Origin of the sequence: Slackia sp. CM382 (genome assembly GCF_000293015.1) — a bacterium.
Lineage (GTDB): Bacteria > Actinomycetota > Coriobacteriia > Coriobacteriales > Eggerthellaceae > Slackia > Slackia exigua.
In genome coordinates this window covers 140,420-164,213 of record NZ_ALNO01000001.1, presented here as the reverse complement: position 1 = coordinate 164,213, position 23,794 = coordinate 140,420, and the positions used below count along the sequence as shown (strand labels likewise).

Annotated in this window: 20 protein-coding genes; 11 read left to right on the top strand and 9 right to left on the bottom strand. The window is 63.1% G+C overall.

The features are described 5' to 3' along the window. Window position 1 precedes the first annotated feature (1 nt). Window positions 2-259 (bottom strand): TM1266 family iron-only hydrogenase system putative regulator, encoded by a 258-nt coding sequence (locus HMPREF1155_RS00725; RefSeq protein WP_009075980.1) that lies wholly within the window; start codon window positions 257-259, stop codon window positions 2-4. Between the two features lie 186 nt (window positions 260-445). After that, window positions 446-3,184, bottom strand: coding sequence for an RNA helicase (locus HMPREF1155_RS00720; RefSeq protein WP_009076504.1), 2,739 nt, complete (start codon window positions 3,182-3,184; stop codon window positions 446-448). A 435-nt stretch (window positions 3,185-3,619) separates the two neighbouring features. Between HMPREF1155_RS00720 and HMPREF1155_RS00715 the strand changes: the two genes are divergently transcribed. After that, window positions 3,620-4,558, top strand: coding sequence for a 3-hydroxyacyl-CoA dehydrogenase (locus tag HMPREF1155_RS00715; RefSeq protein ID WP_009076453.1), 939 nt, complete (start codon window positions 3,620-3,622; stop codon window positions 4,556-4,558). Between the two features lie 278 nt (window positions 4,559-4,836). On the opposite strand, the gene HMPREF1155_RS00710 is transcribed toward HMPREF1155_RS00715, so the two are convergent. After that, a complete protein-coding gene (locus HMPREF1155_RS00710; protein ID WP_009075969.1) occupies window positions 4,837-5,517 on the bottom strand; it encodes a DNA alkylation repair protein in 681 nt (226 codons plus the stop codon). Window positions 5,518-5,814: 297 nt separating this feature from the next. On the opposite strand from HMPREF1155_RS00710, the gene HMPREF1155_RS00705 reads away from it, so the two are divergent. The 6 genes from HMPREF1155_RS00705 to HMPREF1155_RS00680 all read left to right on the top strand — a co-directional run bounded on the left by HMPREF1155_RS00705 (window position 5,815) and on the right by HMPREF1155_RS00680 (window position 13,657). Next, window positions 5,815-6,240, top strand: coding sequence for a Fur family transcriptional regulator (locus HMPREF1155_RS00705; protein WP_238319028.1), 426 nt, complete (start codon window positions 5,815-5,817; stop codon window positions 6,238-6,240). Then, a complete protein-coding gene (locus HMPREF1155_RS00700; RefSeq protein WP_009076256.1) occupies window positions 6,237-6,542 on the top strand; it encodes a hypothetical protein in 306 nt (101 codons plus the stop codon). The genes HMPREF1155_RS00705 and HMPREF1155_RS00700 overlap by 4 nt, the downstream gene beginning before the upstream one ends. 121 nt (window positions 6,543-6,663) lie before the next feature. Further along, window positions 6,664-7,671: a metal ABC transporter substrate-binding protein gene (locus HMPREF1155_RS00695; protein ID WP_009076031.1), complete on the top strand. Its 1,008-nt coding sequence runs from the start codon at window positions 6,664-6,666 to the stop codon at window positions 7,669-7,671. Further along, the gene (locus tag HMPREF1155_RS00690) at window positions 7,668-8,501 is read left to right on the top strand and encodes a metal ABC transporter ATP-binding protein (RefSeq protein ID WP_009076497.1); all 834 of its coding nucleotides are present in this window, start codon (window positions 7,668-7,670) and stop codon (window positions 8,499-8,501) included. The genes HMPREF1155_RS00695 and HMPREF1155_RS00690 overlap by 4 nt, the downstream gene beginning before the upstream one ends. Before the next feature lie 2 nt (window positions 8,502-8,503). After that, window positions 8,504-9,313 (top strand): metal ABC transporter permease, encoded by an 810-nt coding sequence (locus HMPREF1155_RS00685; protein ID WP_009076604.1) that lies wholly within the window; start codon window positions 8,504-8,506, stop codon window positions 9,311-9,313. Between the two features lie 309 nt (window positions 9,314-9,622). After that, window positions 9,623-13,657 (top strand): MBG domain-containing protein, encoded by a 4,035-nt coding sequence (locus HMPREF1155_RS00680; RefSeq protein ID WP_009076102.1) that lies wholly within the window; start codon window positions 9,623-9,625, stop codon window positions 13,655-13,657. 274 nt (window positions 13,658-13,931) lie between these two features. Here the strand turns inward: HMPREF1155_RS00680 and HMPREF1155_RS00675 are convergent, their stop codons facing one another. The 5 genes from HMPREF1155_RS00675 to HMPREF1155_RS00655 all read right to left on the bottom strand — a co-directional run bounded on the left by HMPREF1155_RS00675 (window position 13,932) and on the right by HMPREF1155_RS00655 (window position 19,015). After that, the gene (locus HMPREF1155_RS00675) at window positions 13,932-14,735 is read right to left on the bottom strand and encodes a metal ABC transporter permease (RefSeq protein WP_009076185.1); all 804 of its coding nucleotides are present in this window, start codon (window positions 14,733-14,735) and stop codon (window positions 13,932-13,934) included. Next, window positions 14,728-15,402 carry a metal ABC transporter ATP-binding protein gene (locus HMPREF1155_RS00670; RefSeq protein ID WP_009076357.1) on the bottom strand — a complete coding sequence of 225 codons (675 nt, stop codon included), beginning with the start codon at window positions 15,400-15,402 and terminating at the stop codon, window positions 14,728-14,730. The genes HMPREF1155_RS00675 and HMPREF1155_RS00670 overlap by 8 nt, the downstream gene beginning before the upstream one ends. 257 nt (window positions 15,403-15,659) lie before the next feature. Then, window positions 15,660-16,991 carry a metal ABC transporter solute-binding protein, Zn/Mn family gene (locus HMPREF1155_RS00665; RefSeq protein WP_009076627.1) on the bottom strand — a complete coding sequence of 444 codons (1,332 nt, stop codon included), beginning with the start codon at window positions 16,989-16,991 and terminating at the stop codon, window positions 15,660-15,662. 54 nt (window positions 16,992-17,045) lie between these two features. Further along, a complete protein-coding gene (locus tag HMPREF1155_RS00660) occupies window positions 17,046-17,702 on the bottom strand; it encodes a ZinT/AdcA family metal-binding protein (protein WP_009076265.1) in 657 nt (218 codons plus the stop codon). Between the two features lie 170 nt (window positions 17,703-17,872). Then, complete coding sequence (locus HMPREF1155_RS00655; RefSeq protein WP_009076053.1) at window positions 17,873-19,015, bottom strand: ABC transporter substrate-binding protein; 1,143 nt, start codon at window positions 19,013-19,015, stop codon at window positions 17,873-17,875. Window positions 19,016-19,136: 121 nt separating this feature from the next. Here HMPREF1155_RS00655 and HMPREF1155_RS00650 point away from each other — a divergent pair, with 121 nt between their 5' ends. The 3 genes from HMPREF1155_RS00650 to HMPREF1155_RS00640 are packed head-to-tail and all read left to right on the top strand — an operon-like array spanning window position 19,137 to window position 21,860. Then, a complete protein-coding gene (locus HMPREF1155_RS00650) occupies window positions 19,137-20,231 on the top strand; it encodes an iron ABC transporter permease (protein WP_009076478.1) in 1,095 nt (364 codons plus the stop codon). Between the two features lie 11 nt (window positions 20,232-20,242). Further along, on the top strand, window positions 20,243-21,001 hold the full coding sequence (locus HMPREF1155_RS00645; protein WP_009076024.1) for an ABC transporter ATP-binding protein: 759 nt from the start codon (window positions 20,243-20,245) through the stop codon (window positions 20,999-21,001). A gap of 19 nt (window positions 21,002-21,020) precedes the next feature. Continuing rightward, window positions 21,021-21,860, top strand: coding sequence for a class I SAM-dependent methyltransferase (locus HMPREF1155_RS00640; protein WP_009076170.1), 840 nt, complete (start codon window positions 21,021-21,023; stop codon window positions 21,858-21,860). Between the two features lie 42 nt (window positions 21,861-21,902). Here HMPREF1155_RS00640 and HMPREF1155_RS00635 read toward each other — a convergent pair whose 3' ends face one another. Further along, a complete protein-coding gene (locus HMPREF1155_RS00635; protein WP_039993116.1) occupies window positions 21,903-22,277 on the bottom strand; it encodes a desulfoferrodoxin family protein in 375 nt (124 codons plus the stop codon). A 618-nt stretch (window positions 22,278-22,895) separates the two neighbouring features. Here HMPREF1155_RS00635 and HMPREF1155_RS00630 point away from each other — a divergent pair. Then, on the top strand, window positions 22,896-23,756 hold the full coding sequence (locus HMPREF1155_RS00630; RefSeq protein WP_009076483.1) for an alpha/beta hydrolase: 861 nt from the start codon (window positions 22,896-22,898) through the stop codon (window positions 23,754-23,756). Window positions 23,757-23,794 lie beyond the last annotated feature (38 nt).

Here is a 23,794-nt window from a genome sequence, read left to right as displayed (position 1 = left end):
GTCAATCTTGCGAGATGACGCTCGAATAGGCCGTTTTCACGCTGACGCCGTCGATGTTTCCCACTTTGCCGGCCAGCGCCGATATCTCGTTTTCGGGAGCGTCGAGCGCCACGCTTATGATGTTCACGCCGCGCTCTCGATAGGGAATTCCCATGCGTCCGATGATGTGGCGCGCGTACTCGTGCAGTATCGCGTTGAGTTCGGCTACATGCTCGGGATCCTCGACGACGATGCCCATGATGGCGACCCTGCTCTTCATGACCTGCTCTCCTCTCGTGGGAACACGACGCGGCCATGAAAAGAAAAAACATGCATTCACGCCCTGCAGTCAGATTCACGACCACGCTCGTCTTCGTATCGGGCGACGTCATGGTAGAAGGCGGCCGTCGCGTTTCGCAAGCGAGGAGCGGACCGCTCCATAAAACCCGCGTTCTTTCGAAGCTGGCTATTGGAAATCCTGCAGATCTTCGAACGCTCCCACCCGATAGCGCGAGAAGACGACCTCGCCGCTTTCCTGGGTCGCATCCAGATCGACGTCGGCGCGAATGCCGAAGTCGCGGTCGCCATCCGCATCATGGAAGGTCTGCGTCACGCGCCAGACATGGCGGGAAGCCTCGTCGGATTCATCGATGGTGAAATAAGCGGTCGAGCGCGCGTCGGCATCGGTCAGGATCTCCTCGTGCGCCTCGAAAAGCCCGTCGAGCGCCTGCTGCCAGGCGCGGGTGCCATAGCCCCAGTCCGCATCGAGTTCGCCGAGCTCCGCGGCGCGTCCGCGGGCGGCCAGGCGAACGCGGGCGAAAAGCGCGTTGCGCACGAGCAGCGTGACGGCGCGCCGGTCATGCACGACGACGTCTGCCGCCTCGGGGGCCGCGATATCTTCCGCTTCGCCGGCGGATTCCCATGCATCGATGAGCGAGGAATCGACCGAGCGCACGACGAAGCCGAGCCACGACACGATGTCTCCCAGGTGCTCGTCGCGCTTATCTGACGGAATCGTCTTGGCGAGCACGCGGTAGGCGTCCGACAGATACCGTAAAAGCGTGCCCTCCGATCGCGCGATGTTGTAGGAAGTGACGTATCCTTTGAAGTTCGCGGCGGTCTCCACCATGTCGCGCAGAACCGACTTGGGACGAAGCGCGTAGTCGTTGGCCCAGGGAACCGATTCGCAGTACTGCGCGAACGCCGCTTCGAGCAGCTCTTCGAGCGGCTTGGGGTAGGTGACGTCGGCGATCTTTTCCAGACGTTCCTCGTAATCGATGCCCTCGGCCTTCATGGCGGCCATCGCGCGGTCCTTCGCGCGGCGCTCTTGTGCCCGCAGCACCTGGCGCGGATCTTCGAGCGTGGATTCGACCATGGAGATGACGTCGAGCGCGTAGGTCTCGCTTTCCGGGTCGAGCAGCTCGAGAGCCGCCAGCATGAAAGGGGAGAGCGGCTGATCGAGAGCGAAGTCGTCGGGAAGGTCGACCGTCGTGGCGTATGCGGTGCCGCCCTCTTCGTCCGTGAGGCGCTCCACCACGCCGGCATCCATGAGCGTCTGGAAGATCTCGGCGGCGCGTGTCTTGAGCGCGGTCTTCTCCTCGGTCGTCTGGAGCGAATCGTCGATGAGCCTGCACGTGCGCGCCCACGCGTCGCCGCCCTGCTCGACTTCGGCCAGCACGATGGCATGCGTGATGCGCATGCGCGGTTTGAGCGTTTCAGGAGCGGCTTCTATCAGGCGTTCGAAGGTCTGCTTGTTCCAGCTGACGAAGCCTTCGGGCACGGCCTTGCGTTTCACGCGCTTGCGCTTCTTATCGTCGTTGCCGGCCTTCGCGAGCGCCTTGGCATACTCGATGTCTTGCTCGGGCGCCTCGGCGATGACCCTGCCTTCGGTATCGAACCCCGAACGCCCTGCCCGCCCGACGATCTGATGGAATTCGCGCGAGCGGAGGCGACGCATGCGCCGTCCGTCGTATTTGGAGAGCGCCGTGAGCACGACGGTGCGGATAGGCACGTTGATGCCGACGCCGAGCGTGTCGGTGCCGCAGATGATCGGGATGAGCCCCTGCTGGGCGAGCTTTTCGACCAGCAGTCGATAGCGGGGAAGCATGCCGGCGTGGTGCACGCCGATGCCGGCTTCGAGCAGGCGTTTGAGCGTCTTGCCGAATGCTGTGGAAAAGCGTGTGCCGGACATGGCCTCTTTGATGGCGACGCGCTGGTCCTTGCTGGCCAGACCGAAGCTCGATAGCGACTGCGCGCAGGCGAGCGCCGCGTCTTGGGAGAAGTGCACGATATAGATGGGCGCATCGCCGTCGCGCACCGCAAGCTCGACGGTCCCTTCGAGCGGGGTCTCGACGTATTCGTACGTCAGGGGCACAGGTCGCTCGGCGTCGAGGATCGCATCCACCGCGCGTCCGGTCTGCGTTTCCAAGGCGTCGGCGATCTGCGTCATATCGCCGAGCGTGGCGCTCATGAGCAGGAACCGGGTGCGAGGCATCGTGAGCAACGGCACCTGCCAGGCCCATCCGCGATCGGGATCGGCGAAGAAATGGAACTCGTCCATGGCGACGTAGTCGATATCGCACGCGTCGCCTTCGCGCAGCGCCTGGTTCGCCAGGATCTCCGCCGTGCAGCAGACGATGGGCGCGTCGGTGTTGATGCGGGTATCGCCCGTGATCATACCGACGTTTTCGCGGCCGAGCAGCTCGACCAGGTCGAAGAATTTCTCGTTGACGAGGGCTTTGATGGGAGCCGTGTAATAGGCGCGGCGCCCCATGGCAAGCGCGAGGAAGTGCATCGCGAGCGCGACCATGGATTTGCCCGACCCGGTGGGCGTGCCCAGGATGACGTGGTCGTCCATCATGAGGCTCATGCAGGCTTCTTCCTGGTGCGGCCAGAGCTCGATGCCGGCTTCGATCGTCCAGTCGAGGAATGCGTCTATGACCTCGTCGGCCGAGAGCGTTTCGCGGTCGTTGAGCTCGAGCGCCCTGCGTCCCAGCTCGCCATATGCGGTCGGATCGCGCGGCGCGCACGCGCCGTCGGCGGCCGAGCCGATGGTCTGGGCTCCGTCGGCGGCGATCGGGCCTTCCGCTTCGGGGCCGTTGCCGGCAGTCGGGCCGTCTGCTTCGAAGTTTGCTCCGGAGATCGGGCCGCCTGTCTGAAGGCCGCCGTCGATGCTCGGACTGTTGTTTCCAGCGATGGTGTCCATAGGTTCCGTTCGTGATGAGGTGCGACATGCGGTCGCTTGCGTTCTCGCGGAGTCTTTGCCGCGCGATCGCCATGCTTTGAGTCGAGCTATCACTATAGACGTTCGGCGAACGATTCCGCCCGTCGAGCTGCATGCGGGATGCGTTCGTGCGCCGACGGGATCGCTCCTCTCGTTTCGAGCTTGTGCGATTGCGCGTTTCAGTATCCGAGTGCGACGGGGTCTTACGGCCTGAAGCTGTGCGAGGGTTCGCATGCGAGGCGATCCGTCCAGCGCTCGTGCGCCTCTCCGCTTGCCGCGCGAAATGCGCCCGGTGCGCGTTTTCCGTTGCACAGAGACGATTGCAAACCTACAATTCGATTGTACACAATTAAAAAGGCTCGAAAGGGCCTTGAGGAAGGGAAGCGTTCAGCCGCTTTCTGGCGAAAGGAGCAGAGCATGGAGATCAAGAACGTCGTCGTGGCCGGTGGCGGGGTCCTGGGAAGCCAGATCGCCTTCCAGTCCGCCTACAAGGGATTCAACGTCACGGTATGGGTTCGCTCCGAAGGGTCGATCGATCGCGCGAAGCCCAAGTTCGAAGTCCTGAAGAACACCTATCTGGCCACGCTCGAGGCCATGAAGACGAATCCCGCCGCCTATTGCCGCGGCTTGGCGGACGATCCGAAGGCCACGCCCGAGCAGATCGACGAACTCAAGGCGAAGGTCGTGCCCGCGTTCGAGGGCATCGCGTTCACGACGAGCTACGAAGAGGCCGCGCGGGACGCCGATCTTATCATCGAGGCGATTGCCGAAGATCCGCAGCAGAAGATTGCCTTCTACGAGGAGCTTGCCAAGCATATGCCGGAGAAGACCATCCTGGTCACCAATTCCTCCACGATGCTGCCAAGCTCCTTCGCGGAACATACCGGGCGTTCCGCCAAGTACCTGGCCCTGCATTTCGCCAACGAGATCTGGCGCAACAACACCGCCGAGATCATGGGGCATCCCGGCACCGACCAGGCGGCGTACGACCAGGTCGTCGAATTCGCCGCGGCCATCGGCATGGTACCCCTCAAGCTGCATAAGGAGCAGCCCGGCTATATCCTGAACAGCATGCTCGTGCCGTTCCTGAGCGCCGCCGAGGCCCTGTACGCCAACGAAGTGGCCGACCCCGAGACGATCGACAAGACCTGGATGCTCGGCACCGGCGCGCCCATCGGCCCGTTCCGCATCCTCGACATCGTCGGGCTTGTGACCGCGTACAACATCGTGATCATGAATCCTCTCGCGAAGGATCCCGAAACCACTCCGGGAAAGATCGCCGCGGCTCTCAAGAAATACATCGACGAGGGCAAGACCGGCGTCGCCGTCGGCGAGGGCTTCTACACGTACAAGTAGATAGAACGATTCGACCGAAGCGTCTGCTGCGCTGTCGGTGCTTCGCTCATGGGCATAGGAAGGGCTCCGTGGTGTCGGGTCCTTCTTTCGTTCGCAGAGAGATATATCGTTTGGAGGCTTCTTCGCCGATTGCAATGCATGCGTATTATCTTCGCGTATGAGGCGGTTTTTCGCAGTGCAATGCCGCACAAGAGTCGGCCGATCTTTTCGGTTGTCCGAAAAGATCGAGGCGCGCGTCGCATCGCATAGATGCGGTCTGCGGACATTCTTTCGATATGCTATCGCTTCAGCGTCTTGAGGTAGGCTTTCTGCTCATCGGCGATCCTGCGGCTCTCGCGCGCTTTCTGGATCGTTTTGTTGTGAACCCAGGAATTAAGCGCGCTTTGCTGCAGGTAGGGGATGGCCGCGTCCCACTGCTTCGCGAGCGCCGTCGCGAAGAACCAGGCGATCATCATGTTGACGTAGTATTCTTTCGAGCGAACGGCGGCGGGAATCTCCAGAAGCTCCGCCTCGAAATCCTCGTCGAGGAAGTGCGTCATCAGCATCTCAAGACCGAAGCGGCAGGTATACGCTTCCTTGGAGGAAGCCCAGACCCGAATCTTTCCGAGCAGTTCGGCCTTGTGCCTCTTGAACGCCTTCGGGGACATGATGTCGCAGACTGCCCAGTTATCCACGTAGGGCAAAAACGCATCCACCGCAGCGATGCAGGTCTCGTAATCCTTGATTTCGGAAATCAGCAGGGCATGCAGCATGTCCTCGTCGAAGTAATCGTGCGGCAGGTGGGTCAGGAATGCGGCCGTTTCCGGGTCTGAGGCGAGAGTCTTCGCAAGCCCGCGCGCGTCGGGCACGCGGACGCCGATGAACCGCTCGATCGGCACGCCGGGCGTAAGCTTCGCCTGGAAGGCGGCATAGCCTGAATCCTGCAGCTCGAAGAGCCTGTCTCGTATGGGCATGGACATGGGCGTCTCCCTTCGGCGGTGCGACGCGAAGCCTTCTGCCTGCATCGCCTCTCGCGTTTCCATATCAGGATGAGTACGGGCTGCTGCTCCGTATCAGGATGAATACGGGCGCCAGGATGAATACGGGCCGTTGCTCCGTATCAGGATGAATATGAGCTGTTGTTCCGAGGATTGCAAGAATGTATCGGTCCTGTGCCGAAGGATGCGGGCGAGGCCCTTCGTCCTTGACGACTGCCAATGCGGTTCTATAATTCGGAATCGAAATCCGTTTTTGAATTCAAATTCAAGGAGGCAGGCATGGCGCAGCAGAGACGCTCGTACAACACCAAGCAGCGCGCTGCGGTTCTTTCCTGCCTGACCGAGCAGTCACGTCGTTTCTTGAGCGTGGACGAGGTCTACGACATCCTGCGCGACGGCGGCGCCTCGGTCGGCCGCACGACGGTGTATCGCACGCTGCAGACGCTTGTCGACGAAGGCGTGGCGGCCAAGGTCGTGACGCCCGGCACCGGCGAGTCGCGCTATCGAATCCTCGAGACGGACGGCACCGACGAAGGCCAGCTCCTGTGCCTGGATTGCGGCTGCGCGCTTCCTCTCGACTGTTCCATGCTCAAAGGCTTTTCCGAGCATGTCGAATCCCACCATGGGTTCGTCATCGATCGTTCGCGCACGGTGCTCTACGGTTACTGCTCCGCGTGCGCTGCACGGCGGGAAGGCGAACGATGACCGCATCTCTCCACGGTGACCGTCGCGCGTTCGGCCTTGCGGCATGCCTGGCGACGCGCGATGCCTGCGCCCGCGTCTCCGCCGCCTCTCTTGCCGATCATCGCTGCATCGGGCCTCACTGCCCCGTATGCGAGGCGATGGGCGCATTTCGCCGCATCGAAGACCGCGTTGCCGCGGACGTGCGACGCGCATGCATCGCCGCGCGCCGCGAGGCCGAACGCGTGCACGCCTGGATCAGTCGCATCGCATCGTCGGCCGCATGCCTTACGCCCGTCTCCCAGGGTACGCGCCTGATCGTCTGATGCCGCCGCCGCGCGCCGTCGAAACGGCGATCCGCGGCGTTCGGACGCATGCGTTCGGCGCCCGCTTCCTCGCAGAGGGCGGGGAGGCTTCTGTCCATTGAGAGAGAATCTGGGAGGATTCATGTCTGTTGATGTTTCCGGGATGTATTCCCGTCGCACGTTCCTGGTGGCCGGTGCCGCCGCCTGCGCCCTTTCCGCGAGCTTCGTGCTTGGCGGATGCGGCACGTCTTCGCCCGCCAAGTCCGTCGACGACTCGAAGGTCCAGGTGGTCGCGAGCTTCTATCCCATGTACGATTTCGCGAGCAAGATCGGCGGCGACCGCGTTCAGGTGACGTGCCTCGTTCCTGCCGGCACCGAGCCGCACGACTGGGAGCCCTCCACGGCCGATCTCAAGACCTTCGAGACGGCCGATATGCTCGTCTACAACGGCGCGGGCATGGAGCATTGGGTGCATGATGTGCTCGAATCCACCACCAACGACAAGCTCGTGGCCGTGGAAGCGAGCAAGGGCGCGCACCTGCTCGAGCTTTCTCCCGAGGCGCTTGCCGAGGAAGCGGCCGAGCATGCGGCCGAGGGCGGTGCCCACGCCCACGAGCACGAGGATTCCAAGACCGATCCGCATGTCTGGCTTGCGCCCGAGAACGCCAAGGTCGAGATGAACAACATCAAGGAGGCCCTCATCGAGATCGATCCCGACGGCAGGGAGACCTACGAGGCGAACTACGAGAAGTGGGCGGCCGAATGCGATGCTCTGGACTCCGAGTACACCAAGGGGCTTTCCGGCGTGTCGAACCATTCGATCGTCGTCTCCCATGAGGCATTCGGCTATCTGTGCGATGCGTACGGCCTGATCCAGATGCCGATCGAGGGCATCGAAGCCGATGCCGAGCCCGATGCCGACCAGATGGCCAAGATCGTCGACTTCGTCAAGCAGAACAACGTCAAGACCATCTTCAGCGAGGAGCTCGTGAGCCCGAAGGTCGCCCAGGCTATCGCCGATGCGTCCGGAGCCCAGGTTGAGGAGCTCAATCCGCTTGAAGGATTGTCCGACGAAGAGCTCGCCGCCGGCGAGGAGTACTTCTCCGTCATGCGCAGCAACCTCGATGCGTTGAAGAAGGCGCTTGCGTGATCGAATCGCTCGACAAACCCGTCGTCTTCGACGATGTGACGTTTTCCTACCGTGAAACCGACGTGCTGCGCGGCGTGTCGTTTTCGATCGAGGCGGGGGAGATGCGCGCGCTCGTCGGCGATAACGGCGCGGGCAAGTCGACCATAGCCAGGATCATCGTAGGCGAGGCGACGCCCCGTTCGGGCGTCGCCCGCCTCTTCGGCGTCGCGCCCGAACGGTTCGAGGACTGGGCGCGCGTCGGCTACGTCTCGCAGCTGGCGCCGACTGCCATCGGACGGTTTCCCGCCACCGTGCTCGAGCTCGTGCGTGCAAGCCAGCATGCTTCCATGCCGCGCTTCCATCCGGCATCCCGTTCGTTTCGCGATGCCGCGCTCTCCGCGCTCGAAGCGGTGGATATGGCGCCGTTCTCCAAGCGTCTCATTCGCGAGCTTTCAGGCGGCCAGCTGCAGCGCGTCCGCCTTGCGTGCGCGCTCGTGGGCGCGCCTGACCTGCTCGTGTTGGACGAGCCGGTGAACGGGCTCGACAAGGAGAGTCGCGCGAAGTTCTACGGCCTGGTACGCCGCGCGCACGACGAGGCGGGCATCGCGGTCTTCCTCATCACGCATGATCTGGATGCGCTGCCGTCGCTCGGGTGCTCCGTCATGCGCCTTGAAGAAGGCGTCATCGAGGACGGCACGGGCGCTGTGGCCGGCACCGCCTCGCTCGCAGATGCGGCGGCCGGCGAGTCTCCTGCGGGCGAGGAAGATCTCGTCGTAGACGCCGACGAATCGCGTGCCTGCGAGGCCGAAACCGCCGCAGGCGCCGGCGTTTCATCCAAGGAGGCGCGTTAGCCATGTTCGAATACGTGTTCATGCAGCGCGGCCTTGTCGTCGGCATCCTGCTCGGCATCATCGTGCCCTTGGTCGGCGTCACCATCGTCCTGCGTCGCCTGTCCATGATCGGCGACGCCCTTTCCCATACGTCGCTTGCCGGCGTGGCGGGCGGCCTGATCGCTGGCATCAACCCCGTGGCCGGTGCGGCCGTCGCGTGCGTGGCCGGCGCGATGTGCGTCGAAGGCGTGCGCAAGCGCTTCAAGGACCAGTCCGAGCTCGCGGTCGCCATCGTGCTTGCGGCGGGCATCGGCTTGGCGGGCGTCTTGTCGGGCTTCGTGCCCAATTCCGCGAGCTTCAACAGCTTCCTGTTCGGCAGCATCCTCACCATCAGCGAGGGCGAGGTCGTCTCGGTCCTCGGCATCAGCATCCTTGCGCTCGCGTTCTGTGTGCTGCTCGACCGCGAGCTCTTCCTCATGGCCTTCGACGAGCGCCATGCGCGCGTATCGGGCGTGAAGGTCTCGCTCATCAACGCGCTCTACGTGTTCATCGTGGCCCTCGTCGTCGCGGTGGCGGCGCGCACCGTAGGCTCGCTCATGGTGTCGTCCATGATGGTCGTTCCCGTGGCGTGCGCGCTTCAGGTCGCGCGCAGCTGGCGTCAGACCTGCGTCATCTCGAGCGCCGTCGGCGTCGGCTCGGCTGTGCTCGGGCTCATTCTTTCGTACGTTCTCGGCCTGAAGCCTGGCGGAACCATCGTGCTGCTTTCCGTGGCATTGCTGCTGGCCATCTTCGTCGTGAAGAAAGCCGTCGCCCTCGTGACGCGGCGGGCGTAGGGAACGGTCGTCGAAGCCGAGCCTCATTCTGACATCGCGCATTCCCATTGATGCAGCGCATCGCTCCTTTCCGAGGGGTGATTTTTTTTTCTTTTTCGGGGTAACCACGGCAACCTTTCCGTGCGTTTGCATCCATTAATGTTATCTCTAGCTAACTATCGCCAGGGACGCCGGGGCATCGTTCGTCCGACAGCCAGGCGGAGAAGCAGAGGACCCGCCGCAACTCGCAGGGAATCGACATGCGGCAGGGGATAAGGATTTCGGCCGCGCGATCGTGGATGCGCGCGGCGCAGGGAAAGGATGGCTCTCATGGGCATGAAGGCACGAGGCAGATTCCTCGACGGGCTGCTTGCCACGGTCTTCGCCGTGGTCTTGGCCGTGTCGATGGTGCCGACTCCGGCATCTGCTTCACCAGGGGCGGATGCGGGGACGGAACCGTCGTCGGGCGCGGTGGCGGCACGCGTCGCCAACGAGCAGGACGGCGCGGACCCGGCGGGTGAAAACGCCGGCGAACCTGCCGACGAACTTGCTGACGAGGGTGCGAACGAAGCTGCGGGAGCGGCATCCGGCAATCAGGACGGCAGCCTGAGCGAGGAGGCTTCAGGCATGGCGGCATCCGCAGGCGCCCTGCGCGCCCCGGCCACGTCGCTCGCGCCCGGAACCTATTCGGTCACGGCCAACGTGAGCATGCCGGGGCAGTACAATCCCCTGATTCCGGGGCTTACGGTCTATCCGACCACGCAGCACAATCCCTTCGGCCCGACGATCGACGAGAACGTGGGGCTTGACGTGCAGAACGCGATTCCGCAGGTTCCGGTCAGCGCCAACGCGACGCTCTATGTGGGAACCGACGGCAAGGCTACGCTTCTCGTTCCCTTCCCGAATCCGATCTTCACGTTGCAGGACCTCGGCACCTGCGCCGCGCTGCCCGATGCGGCCGTCGAGCGCGTGTCGCCTACCGATTGGGGTGGCGGCGGCATATGGGAAGGCAACTACAATGCCAGGACCAGCCGCATCCATAAGGTCGCGCTCACGCTTCCCGAAACCCAGACTGCCGGCACCAAGACCTACGACTTCAAGGGCAGCAAGCTCTATGCGGTGCCGTTGAACATCGAGCTCGCCCCGAACGGGAATATCGCCCTGCAGCTCGCGATCGACTACGGCAGCGCGGTCAGGACGGGCGACGCGACGGCGGCTCCCGCGCTTGAGCAGGGCAGGATCGTCGTGAATACGCCCAAGGCCGTCGAAGGGCTCGTCTCGAACGGGTCCGAGCAGACGGGCGTCCTTATGGGCAAGGGTACCCAAGGCTTCACCCTGACGGGCGAGAAGGCCGCCGATGCCGGCGTGCATACCGCAACCGCGACGCTCAAGGACGGCTACGTATGGGCCGACGGCACGACCGGTCCCAAGTCCATCGAATACACGATCGAGGCGAACGCCCTCGATAAGGCCAAGGCAGCCTTGCAGGCATCCATCGATGCCGCGCAGGCAGATCTCGAGAGCGTGGCCGAATCCGCCGACGGCTCCGACATCTCTCCCGATGCGCAATGGGTGACTTCAACCGCGGCGCAGGAGCTTAAAGACGCCGTCGCCGCCGCGAAGGCATCCCTTGCCGCGCAGAACCCGACCTCCGAGTCCCTGACCGCCGCCAAGGATGCCCTCGACCAGGCCGTGGCAGCCTTCGATGCCGCGAAGAAGCCCGGCACGAAGCAGGAACCCGGAACCCTTGCGCCCGGCACCTACACGGTGACGGCGAACTTCGCCATGCCGGGGAAGTACAACCCCATCCTTCGCGACGTCACGGTGTATGCGAACAATCCCAATAACCCCTTCGGCGTCTACGACGAGAACACCCCTGATTACGGCGTGGATGTTGAAGTGCATACGCTCGCTCCGGGCGAGACCTTCGATATCGCCAACCCTCCTCTGCATTGCCTGCCCATGAGTCCCATGAAGGACAATGCGACGCTTGTCGTCAAGCGCGACGGCACGCGGTACCTCTATCTCAGGGTGTACAACCCCGCCTTCACGCTTCAGGATGCGGGGACGTGCGCCGACCTGCCCGATGTCGCGCTCGAGCGCGTGACCGCGACGGGCAAGCCGCTCTGGGAAGAGCCCGGCTACAACGGCAAGGATTCGCGCATACATAAGATGCTCGTGAAGCTCACCGACGCCCAGACGACCGGCACGGCGACATATGGATTCAAGGGCAGCGCCTTCTATATCGTGCCGCTCCAGTATTCGCTTGCCCCCGATGGAGACATCGCGATGGAGCTTGCCATCGACTACGATTCCGCGGCGAAGAAATCGGACTCCGTCGACGTGCCGGCGCTCGTCACGGACAAGACCGTGGTGAACAAGCCCGTGGTCAAGGAGACCGCATTCACCTACAACGGTAACGAACAGGGCGTTTCCGTCTACGAGAACACCGGCTACACCCTCGAGGGCACCGCTTCCGCCCTGTATCCCGGCGCCTACTCCGTCACGGCGACCCTGAAAGACGGTTACGTATGGGCCGACGGCACGACCGACCCCCTCACCTACGATTGGAGCATCGCCGGGCCCGCGGCGCCGAGCGACACGATCATTCCTATCCCGACGGGAACGGACGCGGTGTTCGATAATCAGGAGCACAATGCCGTTGCGGCGGGCGAGGGGTATCTGGTCGTCAACACGCATGCGGTCGACGTGGGAACGTACGAGACCACGCTGCATCTCATCGATGGATGCACCTGGTCGGATGGAACGACGGAGGACAAGAAGATAGCCTTCGCCATCACGCCGCGCACGGTGGACGTCGAGCAGTCCGTCGTGACCCCGACCGAGGTGAATCTCGTGTATACGGGCGCGGATATCGATCTGACCCCGTATCTCGACTTCGGCGAGCATGTCGCGCTCTACGACACCCTTTCCAGGGAAAAGCCCTTCCTTCGGAAAGCCTGGGAGGGCGTAGACGAGCAGGTCGAACTGTTCGTGCCTCACGATGCGAGCCTGTATCCTGCGGCCACCGCTCCCTACGTCGTGCACAAGCAGGGCAACTTCGCTTGGAAGGACGGCACCACCGAGGGCGTGCTGGTGCGCATCAAGGTCGCGCCGGCACCGCTTGCGGCGAAGGCGCCCGACATGGAGATGTCGTACGGCGATGCGTCCGCCCAGCTTCCCGATCCCGTGGTGACGGGCTTCGTCGGCGGCGAGGATGCATCGACGGCGAAGGACTATGAAGCGCCGAAGGTTTCCGTCAAGGGTCATGAGGGCGAGGAGCTTTCTTCGCTCGCACCGGGTGCCTACGAGCTTGAAATATCCGGTGGTTCGGCCGCGAACTACGAGTTCGCCTCGTATGCGAACGGCACGCTCACCGTGCTGCCTTCCGGCCAGGCTCCCGTGCCGGCGCCTATCGAAGGGCTGGCATATACGGGTGCCGAGCAGCGGGGCGTTGCGGAGAGCGAGGCCTACGAGCTTTCGGGCGATGCGGCCGCCACCAACGCCGGCGATTACGTCGCCACGGCGACGTTGAAGCCCGGTTACGTGTGGGCCGACGGAGAGGCTTCTGCAAGCCGCGACATCGCGTGGTCCATCGCCAAGAAGAAGGTCGCGCGCCCGCAGGCCGCATCGGGGCTGAGCTACATGGGCACCGAGCAGCAGGGCGTGGCATCTTCCGATGACTACGAGCTTTCCGGCGATTGGAAGGCCACGCATGCCGGCGCCTACACGGCGACGGCCACGATCGCCGATGCCGGCAACCTCGAGTGGGCTCCTGCGCGCGCAGGCATCGTCGCCCGTGCGGCTTCGGCGCTGCGCGGGCCTGCGCCCGGTGCGGGTTCCGTGACCATTCCCTGGTCCATAGGCAAGGCGACCCTTGCGGCCTCCTATGCGGGCGAGACCATCGAGCCGGGTGGAAACCCGACCTACGCCGTGACCGTCACGGGCTTCGTCGGCGGGGAAGATGCTGCCACGGCCTCGGGCTACACGGCTCCCTCCGTTACGCCCGTGCCCGCCGCCTCGCTTGCATCCGAGGGATCGTTCGAGCTCTCTCCCGCAGGCGGCGCTGCCGACGACTACGACTTCTCGTACGCTTCCGGCACGCTTACCGTGAAGAAGGCCAAGGCGCCCGCGCCCGATCCGAAGAATCCTTCGAATACGCCGGGCGCAACGGACAAACCCGGCAGTACCGACGCATCCAGGCATGCCGACGACGGGAAGAAGGATTCCGACGATACGTCGAAGAAGCCGGCCATTCCTCGGACCGGTGACGCCGCGGGCGTCCTGCCTGCCGCCTGCGGCGCGCTTGGTTCCGTTCTCGTAGCGGGCGGGGCGGTCGCGCTGAGGCGCCGCATGCGCTCTTAGCCGATCGATGCGATATTCCCAGGCCCGATCCTCTACGATTCGGACCTGGAAACCCGGGCCGCGGTACATCTGCGGTCCGGGTCGGGGTTCCGGGCCGCAGTTTCATCTGCTGCCTGGGTTCGGATTCCGGGCCGCTGGTTTTCTCCTTCCTGACCGCGGTCCGGATTTTCTTCGAGCGGCGTCGCTTTTGTCCTCCGCTCCTGGCTCCGATTCCACATACATTGAGTTCTGAAAGTCCTAGAGGGTCGTTTTCCCGCTCGGGGAGGCGGTTCCTTTACCTGTTGCCTGCTTTCTTGATCTGCTTGATCGCAAGGAATGCCAGGATGCCGACGATGGCGGCCATGACGATCGATCCGCCGGGCCGCACGTCGTATTGGTACGAGAACACGAGCCCCGACATGGTGTAGACGATGCCGAGCAGCACCGCGACGATGCAGGTCTGCCGATAGCTGCGGCAGAGGATGAGCGCGGTCGCCACCGGCAGCGTCACCAACGATACGACGAGCAGCGCGCCGACGACTTTGCAGGCCAAGCCGATCATGATCGCGGAAAGCGCTGTGAACAGGCCGTCAACCACGCGTGCATCGACGCCTGCGATGCGGGCGAGCGTGCGGTCGATGGCGATGTCGGACAGCCCGGCGTACAGCACGACGCTCAAGGCTACCGTGAACAGGGTGGCCGCGGCCGTGCCGACAAGGTCGGCGGAGGTCACCGACGATATGGATCCGAACAGGTACGACTCGAAGGTGTTGCCGCCGGGAGCCAGGTCTGCGAGGATGACCGCGAGGCCGAGGCCCGCGCTCATGATGATGGCGACGGCCATGTCGCCGAACTGGGGGAGGCGCGTGCGCACCGCCTCGATGGAGAATCCCGCGACGACGCAGCTCGCCACGGCGCCCCACACGGGGTCGAACCCGAAGATGAGGCCCAGACCGACGCCGGTGAGCGATACGTGGGAAAGCGCGTCGCTGACCATGGAGGTCTTGCGGTTGATCATGACGATGCCGATGAGCGGCAGGGCGATGGCGAACATCATCCCCGCCATGAGGGTCCGCCGCATGAATTCGAACTCAAGCATGCTCGACCATCCTTCCGTCTACGATCCGATAGCTTGCGTCCAGCGGCACATGGTCGCGTATGAGCTGGAACTCATGCGAGATGATGAGGCAGGTGATCGTGCGCTGCTCCTTGATGTGCGCCAGAAGCTCGAGGAACTTGATCTTGCTGTCGCTGTCCACGCCCGCGGTCGGTTCGTCGAGCACGAGGAGCCTCGGGTCGTTCACGAGGGCTCGGCAGATCATGACGCGCTGCTGCAGGCCGCCGGAGAGCTGGTTGAAGGGCGTGCGCGCGTATCCTTCGAGCCCCATGCGCGCAAGCGCCGCATCGGCCACGGCGTAATGGCGCCTGCGCGGTATGCGAACGATGCCGAACTGACGGTAGAGCCCCTGCACGACGATTTCGCGGCAGGTGGTGGGGAAGGCGACGGCCCCGAGGACGTTGGCCTGGGGAACGTAGCCGATCCAGGTGAGGTCGTCGTAGGCCTTGATGCTCTTCCCGAAGAGCTCGATTGTGCCCGCATCCGGTTTGAGCTCTCCGAGCACGAGCTTCATGAGCGTCGACTTGCCCGATCCGTTCTCGCCGGTCAGGCAGCAGAACGCTCCCTCGGCGACGGTGAACCCCAGGTCTTTGAGAACGGGCTGCGCCGTATAGCCGAAGCTGAGGTTCGATACCCTGATGGCATCCATGCGTATCCTTTCGTGATGGGTTTCTTCTCGTGGGTGCCGGGATGCGCGCGTCGCACATCCCGCGAGATTCGCTGCGGGGCTTGCCGAGGCGTTCGAGGCGCGCGGCAGGCCGTGCCGAGATGCGTCCTGAGTCATGGCTTCGCGCTCCCGATCGAACCGGGATGCGTGCTTCGAAACAATGTCGAGGCTCTCGAGGCGCGCCTCGGACAACGCCGAGGCTCCCAAGGCGCGCTTTGGGAGCCCATGTCGAAGCGCGCTTATACCAGGGATCGGTAGATGGCCTCGATATTGGCTCGCATGATCTCGACGTAGCCGTTCATCTGGGCGCCCTGTTCCTCGCTGACGTATTCCATGGATGCGAGCGGCACGGCCTTCCCGCCGATTTCGTTGGCCACGGTCTCGGCATCTTTGGGATTCGCGCCCAGCTCGTAGAACACCGTGGTGGTGCCGTGCTCCTTGCAGAAGTCCACGGCCTTGCGCACGGTTTTGAGCGCAGGCGACTCGGTCGAAGTGAGCCCCTGCAGGGGGAAGTGCTTGATATCGAGGTCGCGGCAGAGGTAGGCGTACGCGTTGTGGGTGACGACGAATTCGCGGCGCGTCAGACCCTTGAACTTCTCCTGGTAAGACGCATCGAGTTCGGTGATGCGCGCCACGACATCGACTTTGCGCTGGTAGAAATCCGACTTCTGATCGGGCCGGATTTCGCAGAGGCGATCGTGGATGGCGTTGCAGTAACGTTTGGCGTTCAGGAGCGACAGCCAGGAATGCGGGTCGTAGCTTACCTTGTCGGTGCCCGACGACGATCCTTCCATGAGCTGCTTCGTCGGGATCTCGTCGCCGTTCTCGCGCGTCACCAGCCGATAGGAAAGCAGGTTCGCGCTCGCGCGGTCGGAAAGCAGGATCCAGTCGTCGCCTTCGGGCAGCGTGAAGCCGATGTATCCGCTCTCGTGCCCCATCTCCAAGGCGTAGACTACGCCGTCCTCGACCTTGATGGTGTCGTGCTGGGCGACGGTCCGGCCCTTCTCGCTCATGATGGCGCGTCCGCGCTTCGCGAGCTCGGCTTCGGACGCGTTCGCATCGGCCCTGAAGAAGGCGACGCGCATGATGTCTTGGTGCGTGTGGCCGAATTCGAAACCGTAGGTTCCGGGGCCGACCCCGAGGCTCGCGATGTATTGGAACTCGCCCATGGCGGCCGCACCCTTGTAGGTGATAAGATCGATGCCGTCCGCAAGCGTGAGCACGGGCAGGTCGGGAAGGTTGTCGCGCACCTGATCGACCCAGTGCTCCATGTTGGCGCCGTTCACGACCAGCAGATCGGCGCGGGAGAGGTCTTTGAGGTTCTTGGGCGTGGGCTCCCAGACGTGGGGGTCTTTGTTCGTCGGCATGAAGGCGTGCAGCTCCACGGCATCTCCCGCCACTTCGCGTACCAGGTCGTATACCGGGTAGAAAGAGGCGTAGACCACCGGTCGCGCCTGGGCGGAGGCCTTGGAACCGGCGCCGTCCGCACAGGAGGGAAGCAGGGCGGCGCTCGCGATGCCTGCGCCCACGTAGCCGCAGACGCGAAGGAATTCTCTGCGCGTGTGATTCATGATGCGTGCGTTCTCCTCAACGGTAAGGGGCGCCTTTCGGCGCCCCTCGCTGCGTTATTCTTTGATCTCGTCCTTGATCTGGTCGATCGTGGAGCTGGGGGCTACGAAGGTCGGATACCAGTCGTCTTTGCCCATCAGCTCGTCGACGTCATTGCCGTAGCGCATGTGGAAGTGCGTGAGCTCCTCCTCGCCATGGACGGGCATCATGAGGAGAACGGGGTATTTCGCGTCGGCCTCCTTGGCCTTGAAGACGTCCCACTCCAGCTCGTGGCCGCCGTGCATGACCTTTTTGGAGTCGACGCACTCGTAGGTGGCCTTGGCGATCTCGGTGCCGCCCTCGGATTCGAATCCGTCAAGGAAGCTCACGGTGTCGCCTTCGATCTTCAGGCCGTGGAATTCGCACGAGCGCTTCTCTTTAAGCTCGGCCTTCACATCTTCCGCCGTGGTCTTGTTCATTTTCGCGGCTTCGTCGTAGGCGTCGGCGACTTCGTCCTTGTCGAGGTAGGAGCTGAAGTCGTTCCAGGTGCCTTTCCAGCCGGCGAGGGTGGTCTTGGCGGCGGAAGCCTCGTCCATGGCGGCGGGCTGGGAGGCCATCGTTTCCTGCGACATGTCCTCGGCCTGATCCTTTTCCGCCTGCCCTGCGCATCCTGCCAGTGCGAGGGCTATGCCGACGGCCGCCGTTGCTCGACAGACCTTGTTGAGTGCTTTCATGGTATGCTCCTTGCATTGTCGGGGGAAGTTAAATGTTAACCTTGGCTAACTTCTGACGCGAAATACTGAATCCTCCGCGCCGTCCATGCAAGTGCATTCACATATTCTTGATAATTCCGGCGGTCGCCTGGATCTTGATAATTCCGGCGACCGCCTGGATGCAGGCTTCCCTATGGTTGCGTGATGTCGACCTGCTGGAAGCGCGCCCCTTCCTTCTGCGCGAACTCGGCCGACAAAGGCGCTCCGAGCATGAACTCGCTGATCTCGTCGAGCTTCTTCTCGGGATCGACATCCGAGAACGTATCGGGGTAGGCCACCGATCCGACCTGGTAGCAGTTCGCAAGCGCCAGCTCCACGTTGGTCGAGTAGAAGCGGTAGGAGATGAGCGAATAGGTCTTGCCTTCCTTAACCGCGTTCAGCGCGTCGAAGTACGCGGGGTTCGAGGCGTAGTCTTCCTTGACCAGCGGGAGGTTGCCGCTTTCTATGAACACGTATGAAGGCTGCGCGCTCGAAACCGCTTCCAGATCGATGGAATAGGGTCCGTTCGCGCCCTGGCCGTCCGCGACGTTCGCGATGCCGCAGACGTCGAAGGGCGGGAACAGGGCTTCGGTGCCGTCGAACCCGTGCCCGCCGCGGAAGCTGATGCCCGCGGCATAGGCCGAGACCGTTCCTGCCGACTTCGATGCCGCCGAACGGGCTTTCAGATCGGACTCGAGATCCTTGATATAGTCGACGACCTCGTGCGCGCGTTCTTCGCGGCCGAGCACCTTTCCGAGGAAGAGGAGATTGTCGCAGTAGTCCTGCCCGAAGAAGGTCTCGGGCTGGTCGAGGCAGACCACGGGGATTCCCGTTTTCTGCTGGAGCGCGTCCGCCGCATCGGCTTCAAGGCCGTCGGCGACGATGACCTGCGGCGCCGCCTCCATGATGACTTCTTCGTTCGGCGTCACGCCCTTCGACCCTCCGTCGCCGATCACGGGAAGTTTCTCGAAGGTCGCATGGTTGACATGCCGGTACGCGCACTGGACGTAATCCTCGTGCTCGGATTCCTCCACGCCGACCACCTTGTCGACGGCCTGGAGATAGCACACGGGGCGCAGGCTGATGCCGACGCAGACGATTCTCTGCACGTCCTGCGGCACGTTTACGGTGCGGCCGCGCATATCCACGACCGTCATCATGGCGGACGCGGCATCTTCCGTTTCGCCGCCGTCGTTCGTCTCCGCGCACCCCGCGAACGCCATCGCCGCGAGGGCGAGCATGATCGCGCAGGCGATCGCCGCCATTCGTGCGGCCCAACCGTGTCTGATTTCCACCGGAGCTCCTTTCTCGAAAGTATTATGATTTATAATTCCGTAACACTTCAGCGATGCTATCATGCTTTCGCGTACAGTGATACGAAAATAAAAAAAGTAACATCGCTATAAGGAGGGCGGCATGAACGCCTCGATGGACGATGACGTGCCGGCCTGTCGTCCGGCCGATGGTCGGGTGGACGAGATTCTTCGGGTCCAGCGAACGGCCGAGCGGCGATGCATCGCGACCATAGCGGTTCTCGTCGCTCTCATGCTTGCATCCGCTGCGGCCGAACTCTCCTGCGGAGCGTCGGGCATCGGCATAGGCGAGATTATGGCGGCGCTGTTTGGCCAAGGCCAGCCGACCGATGTCGCGGCCGTGCGTTCCATCAGGCTTCCACGCGTCGTATGCGCTCTTGTCGCGGGCTCCGGGCTCGCCTTGGCGGGTGCGGTTCTCCAAAGCGTGCTCGAGAATCCTCTGGCCTCGGCGTCCACGGTCGGCATTTCCCAAGGTGCCTCTTTCGGCGCCAGCCTCGCCATCATCGTCGTGGTGCCTGCGCTTGCAGGATCGGCATCCGGCATTGGCATGGGCGCGATCGCGCTGTTCGCGTTTGCGGGCGCCATGGCGTCGAGCATCATCGTGCTTCTGTTCTCCCGGCTCGGCGGCATGCGTCCGGAAAGCATCGTGCTCGTCGGCGTCGCCCTCTCCGCGCTCTGGGGCGGCTCGTCGACCATCATGCAGTACTTCGCCAGCGACGTCGAGCTTACGAAGGCCGTCTTCTGGCAGTTCGGCGATCTGGGACGGGCGACCTGGAGCCAGATAGGATTCATGGCAGCCGTATGTGCGTGCTGCGGCGCATACTTCTTCATGAACCGATGGAACTACAACGCGCTGCAGAACGGCGCCCACGCGGCCAGCGGCTTGGGCGTGGATCTTGCGCGCACGCGCGTGGCGAGCGTGGCCGTCGCCTCGCTCGCGGCGGCGGCCGTGGTCTCGTTCGTCGGTCTCATCAGCTTCATCGGCCTTATCGCACCCCATATCGCCCGCAGGGTCGTAGGCAGCGACTATCGGTATCTGCTTCCGGCGTCGCTCGTGCTCGGCGCCGTGATCATGCTGGGAAGCGATCTCGCGGCCCGCATGGTCATCTCGCCCGTGATCCTTCCTATCGGGGCGATCACATCCTTCCTGGGCGCGCCGTTCTTCCTCGTGCTTCTGTATCGGGGGTATGCGCGATGAATAGGGAATCCATGACCGCATGCGGGCTCGCGTATTCCTATCCGCGCTGCGCATGCAACGTGTTCGAGGATATCGACGTGCATGTCGGACCGGGGTCGTTCATGGCGATCCTCGGCAATAACGGGGCGGGGAAGTCCACGTTGCTCGACCTGCTTGCCGGTATCGCACGCCCCTCTGCGGGCGAGGTGTCGGTCTGCGGACAGGCGATCGCCTCGATGAGCCGTCGGCAGATAGCCCGGCATATCGCCTATGTGGGCCAGCAGCAAACCGTGCCGCACCTCACCGTGTACGACGAGGTGCTCTTGGGAAGGCGCCCGCATGTCGGCTGGGGGTTGACCGATCACGACAGGGAAGTCGCCGCGCGAGCCATCGCCCGTCTCGGATTCGAGGGGTATTCCCGGAGGTATTGCGACGAGCTTTCGGGAGGCGAACGTCAGAAGGCGTTCATCGCGCGCGCCCTCGCCCAAGAACCGAAGGTCCTGATCCTGGATGAACCTACAAGCGCGCTCGACCCCAAGAACCAGCTCGAGGTGCTGCGGCTCATCCGCGACGTCACGCATCGGGACGGCCTTGCGACCATCGCCGTGCTCCATGACGTCAACCTGGCGTTGCGCTTCTGCGACGAGTTCCTGCTCGTGAGAAACGGCGTCCTTGTGGCCTGCGGCGGCCGTGAGGTCGTGGATTCACGGAATCTATCCGAGACCTATGGCGCTTCGTTCAACGTGATCGAAGTCGATGGGATGCGCATCGCGCTTCCTGCGGCCTGCTGAAGAGAGAAAGGATACGGCCATGAACATCGAGAGGTACGATACCGCGATTCTGTTCGACGAGGAACGCATCGCGCTCAGCTGGAAGAGCGAGGATGCCGGTTATCGCGGGCAGGAGGTATGGGATGCCGCCGCGCCGAACTTCGCGAAGATGCCGATTCCGACCGGCGACGACCCGTTCATACGCATGCTTGACGGCGAGGTGGAGTTCACGCCGGACATGAGGGTTCTGGATATCGGATGCGGAAGCGGCATCTACGGCCTCGCCCTCGCATCGCGGGTGGGAGAGGTGGTCGGCATCGACATCTCCCCGAAGATGATAGAGGCCGCCCGCGAGAAGGCATGCGCCCTCGATGTGCGCAACGTGCGGTTCGTCCAGGGCGATTTTCGAGACATGGCGTTCGATGGGGGCTTCGACCTCGTGTTCGCGCATATGACGCCGGCGATCGGGGATGCCGAGGCGTTCCTGAAGATGATGTCGCTGGCGAAGCGATGGTGCTATTTCGCGCGGCCCGTCCGCAGAACCGACGAAGTCCTCTTCGAGGCGCGCAGACGCTGCGGTCTGCCGGAGTCCCGCGATCCCTTAGATACGGATTTCCTCAGCGCGTTCTCGCTTGCATGGCTACGGGGATATACGCCCGAAATACGTCGGTATCACGACGTGTGGAATACCGATCGGCCGCTTGAGGAGGCGATTCGCCTGTATGCCGACCGTCTGGTATCGACATCTCTCGACGAAGGACGGAAAGCCGTCGTCGAAGAATACCTTCGATCGATCGCGCAGGAAGGCATCGTGCGCGAGCATATCGAAACCACCGTCGTGATGATGGGCTTCTGCATAGACGAGGGGCGGCCCGCTTAAGTCGCGTGCCGCCCCTCGATCGCCGTTAAGGCTTGAGATGCTTTAGATCTCGGCCTTCCAGAGGCCGTGGAGGTTGCAGTACTCGTAGGCCGCGACGGCTTCGTCGCCCTCGACGAGCGCGAACTCGGCGACGGGCTCCTGTCCGGCGGAAAGCTCGACCTTCTGGAAGCCGTTCTTGGTCTCGAGGACGACCCAGGAGATGTGGTGCTCCTCGAGCATCGGGTGGGCGACTTCGCCGACCTTGACGGTGACCTTCGAGCCCTCGACCGTGACGACGGGGACGTGCTTCTCGGTAGCCGCGTCGGTCGTGTTGGGGATAAGCTCGGTCATCTCCGTGCCGCAGCAGACGACGCGCGGGCCCTTCTCGACGAAATACATGATGATGTTGCCGCAATCGGCGTTGGAATAGAACTTCATGATGTCCTCCTTTTTTCCGGCCCATACGGGCCTTTCATGGGATTCCCCGCAACAGCGCGCCTGGGAATCGCACAGATGTCGCGGGATCGGTTCGCGGATGGAATCCATACGTTTCATCCCCGAATCCATCACGCTCATTATCGCTCGTTTTCCGCCGCACTCATATGGGATTCGAAGATGCTATTAAATTGGTCACAATTACATCAAATGCAATCGAAAATGAGGAAGGGGAGCCGATGCTTCGGATAGGCCCTATGGCCTCGAGATTCCCCACGCATGAAAAAGACGGACGGCTCGCTTAGGGGATGGGAGCCGTCCGTCTTCAAGGGGCGCCGTCTGCATCGCGGGAAAGGGGAGGAAAGGGGGTCGCGATGCATGCGGCTTTCGGGTATGCAAGGATCGAGCCGGCGCCGTGCGCCGGCCGAAAGGGTGCGAGGCGTATGGCTTGCGCGCATCTGTACGTGCGCTCAGCTGCATCCGCTCATTTCCTTTCGGTTTCATAAAGATAGTACAAAATAAAATTGCATACAATTTAAAACAGGGAAGAATAGAACGTGCGCACAAGGATTCCACAACCTATACTTTGAGCCATCGGCACATCCTCGAGAAAGGATTCCCATGGCAGAGGAATACACGTTCGCGTCATTCGACGGCACGGAGCTCTTCGGCAAGACCGATGCGGTCGACACGCCGCTCGCGGCCGTCGTCATCGTGCACGGGCTGTGCGAGCATCAGGGGCGCTACGACTATCTGACCATGCGTCTGAACGCGCAAGGATACACGGTGTACCGCTTCGACCATCGCGGGCACGGGCGCAGCGGCGGCCAGAAGGTCTACTACGCGACGTTCGACGAGATCGCGAAGGATGCCGACGTCGTGGTCGATCGCGCCATTGCGGAGAATCCCGACCTGCCGGTCTTCATGGTGGGTCACAGCATGGGCGGGTACTGCGCCGCGCTCTATGCGCACCTGTTCCCGGGCAAGGTGGACGGTTTCGTTCTGTCGGGAGCCTGGACGCGCGACAACAAGCATATGTGCGACGGCGCCCTTGCGACCGACGAACCCGATCTGACCTATATGCAGAACGAGCTGTCTGGCGGCGTATGCTCGGATCCCTCGGTCGGCGAGCGCTACATGGCCGATCCGCTGGTCGTCAAGGAGATGTCGCTCGGACTCTTCCGCGCGCTGCATGAAGGTCACGAATACATGCGCGCCCATACGGCCGATTTCGTCGACCCGGTGCTCATCCTGCACGGCGGCGACGACGGCTTGGTAGCTCCGAAGGATTCCCTGGAGCTCTACGAGCAGATCGCCGCGGAGGATAAGAGCCTGCGCATCTACGCGGGCCTGCTCCATGAGATTTTCAACGAGTACGACAAGGACGCCGTCATCGAAGACGCCCTCGATTGGCTGAACGCCCATGCCGACGCCTATTATCTCGATGCGCACGAGTGCGATGAGGAGGATTCCGCGGTATAGCGATCCGCAAAGAGGGGGCCACGCTCGCCGAGACGACG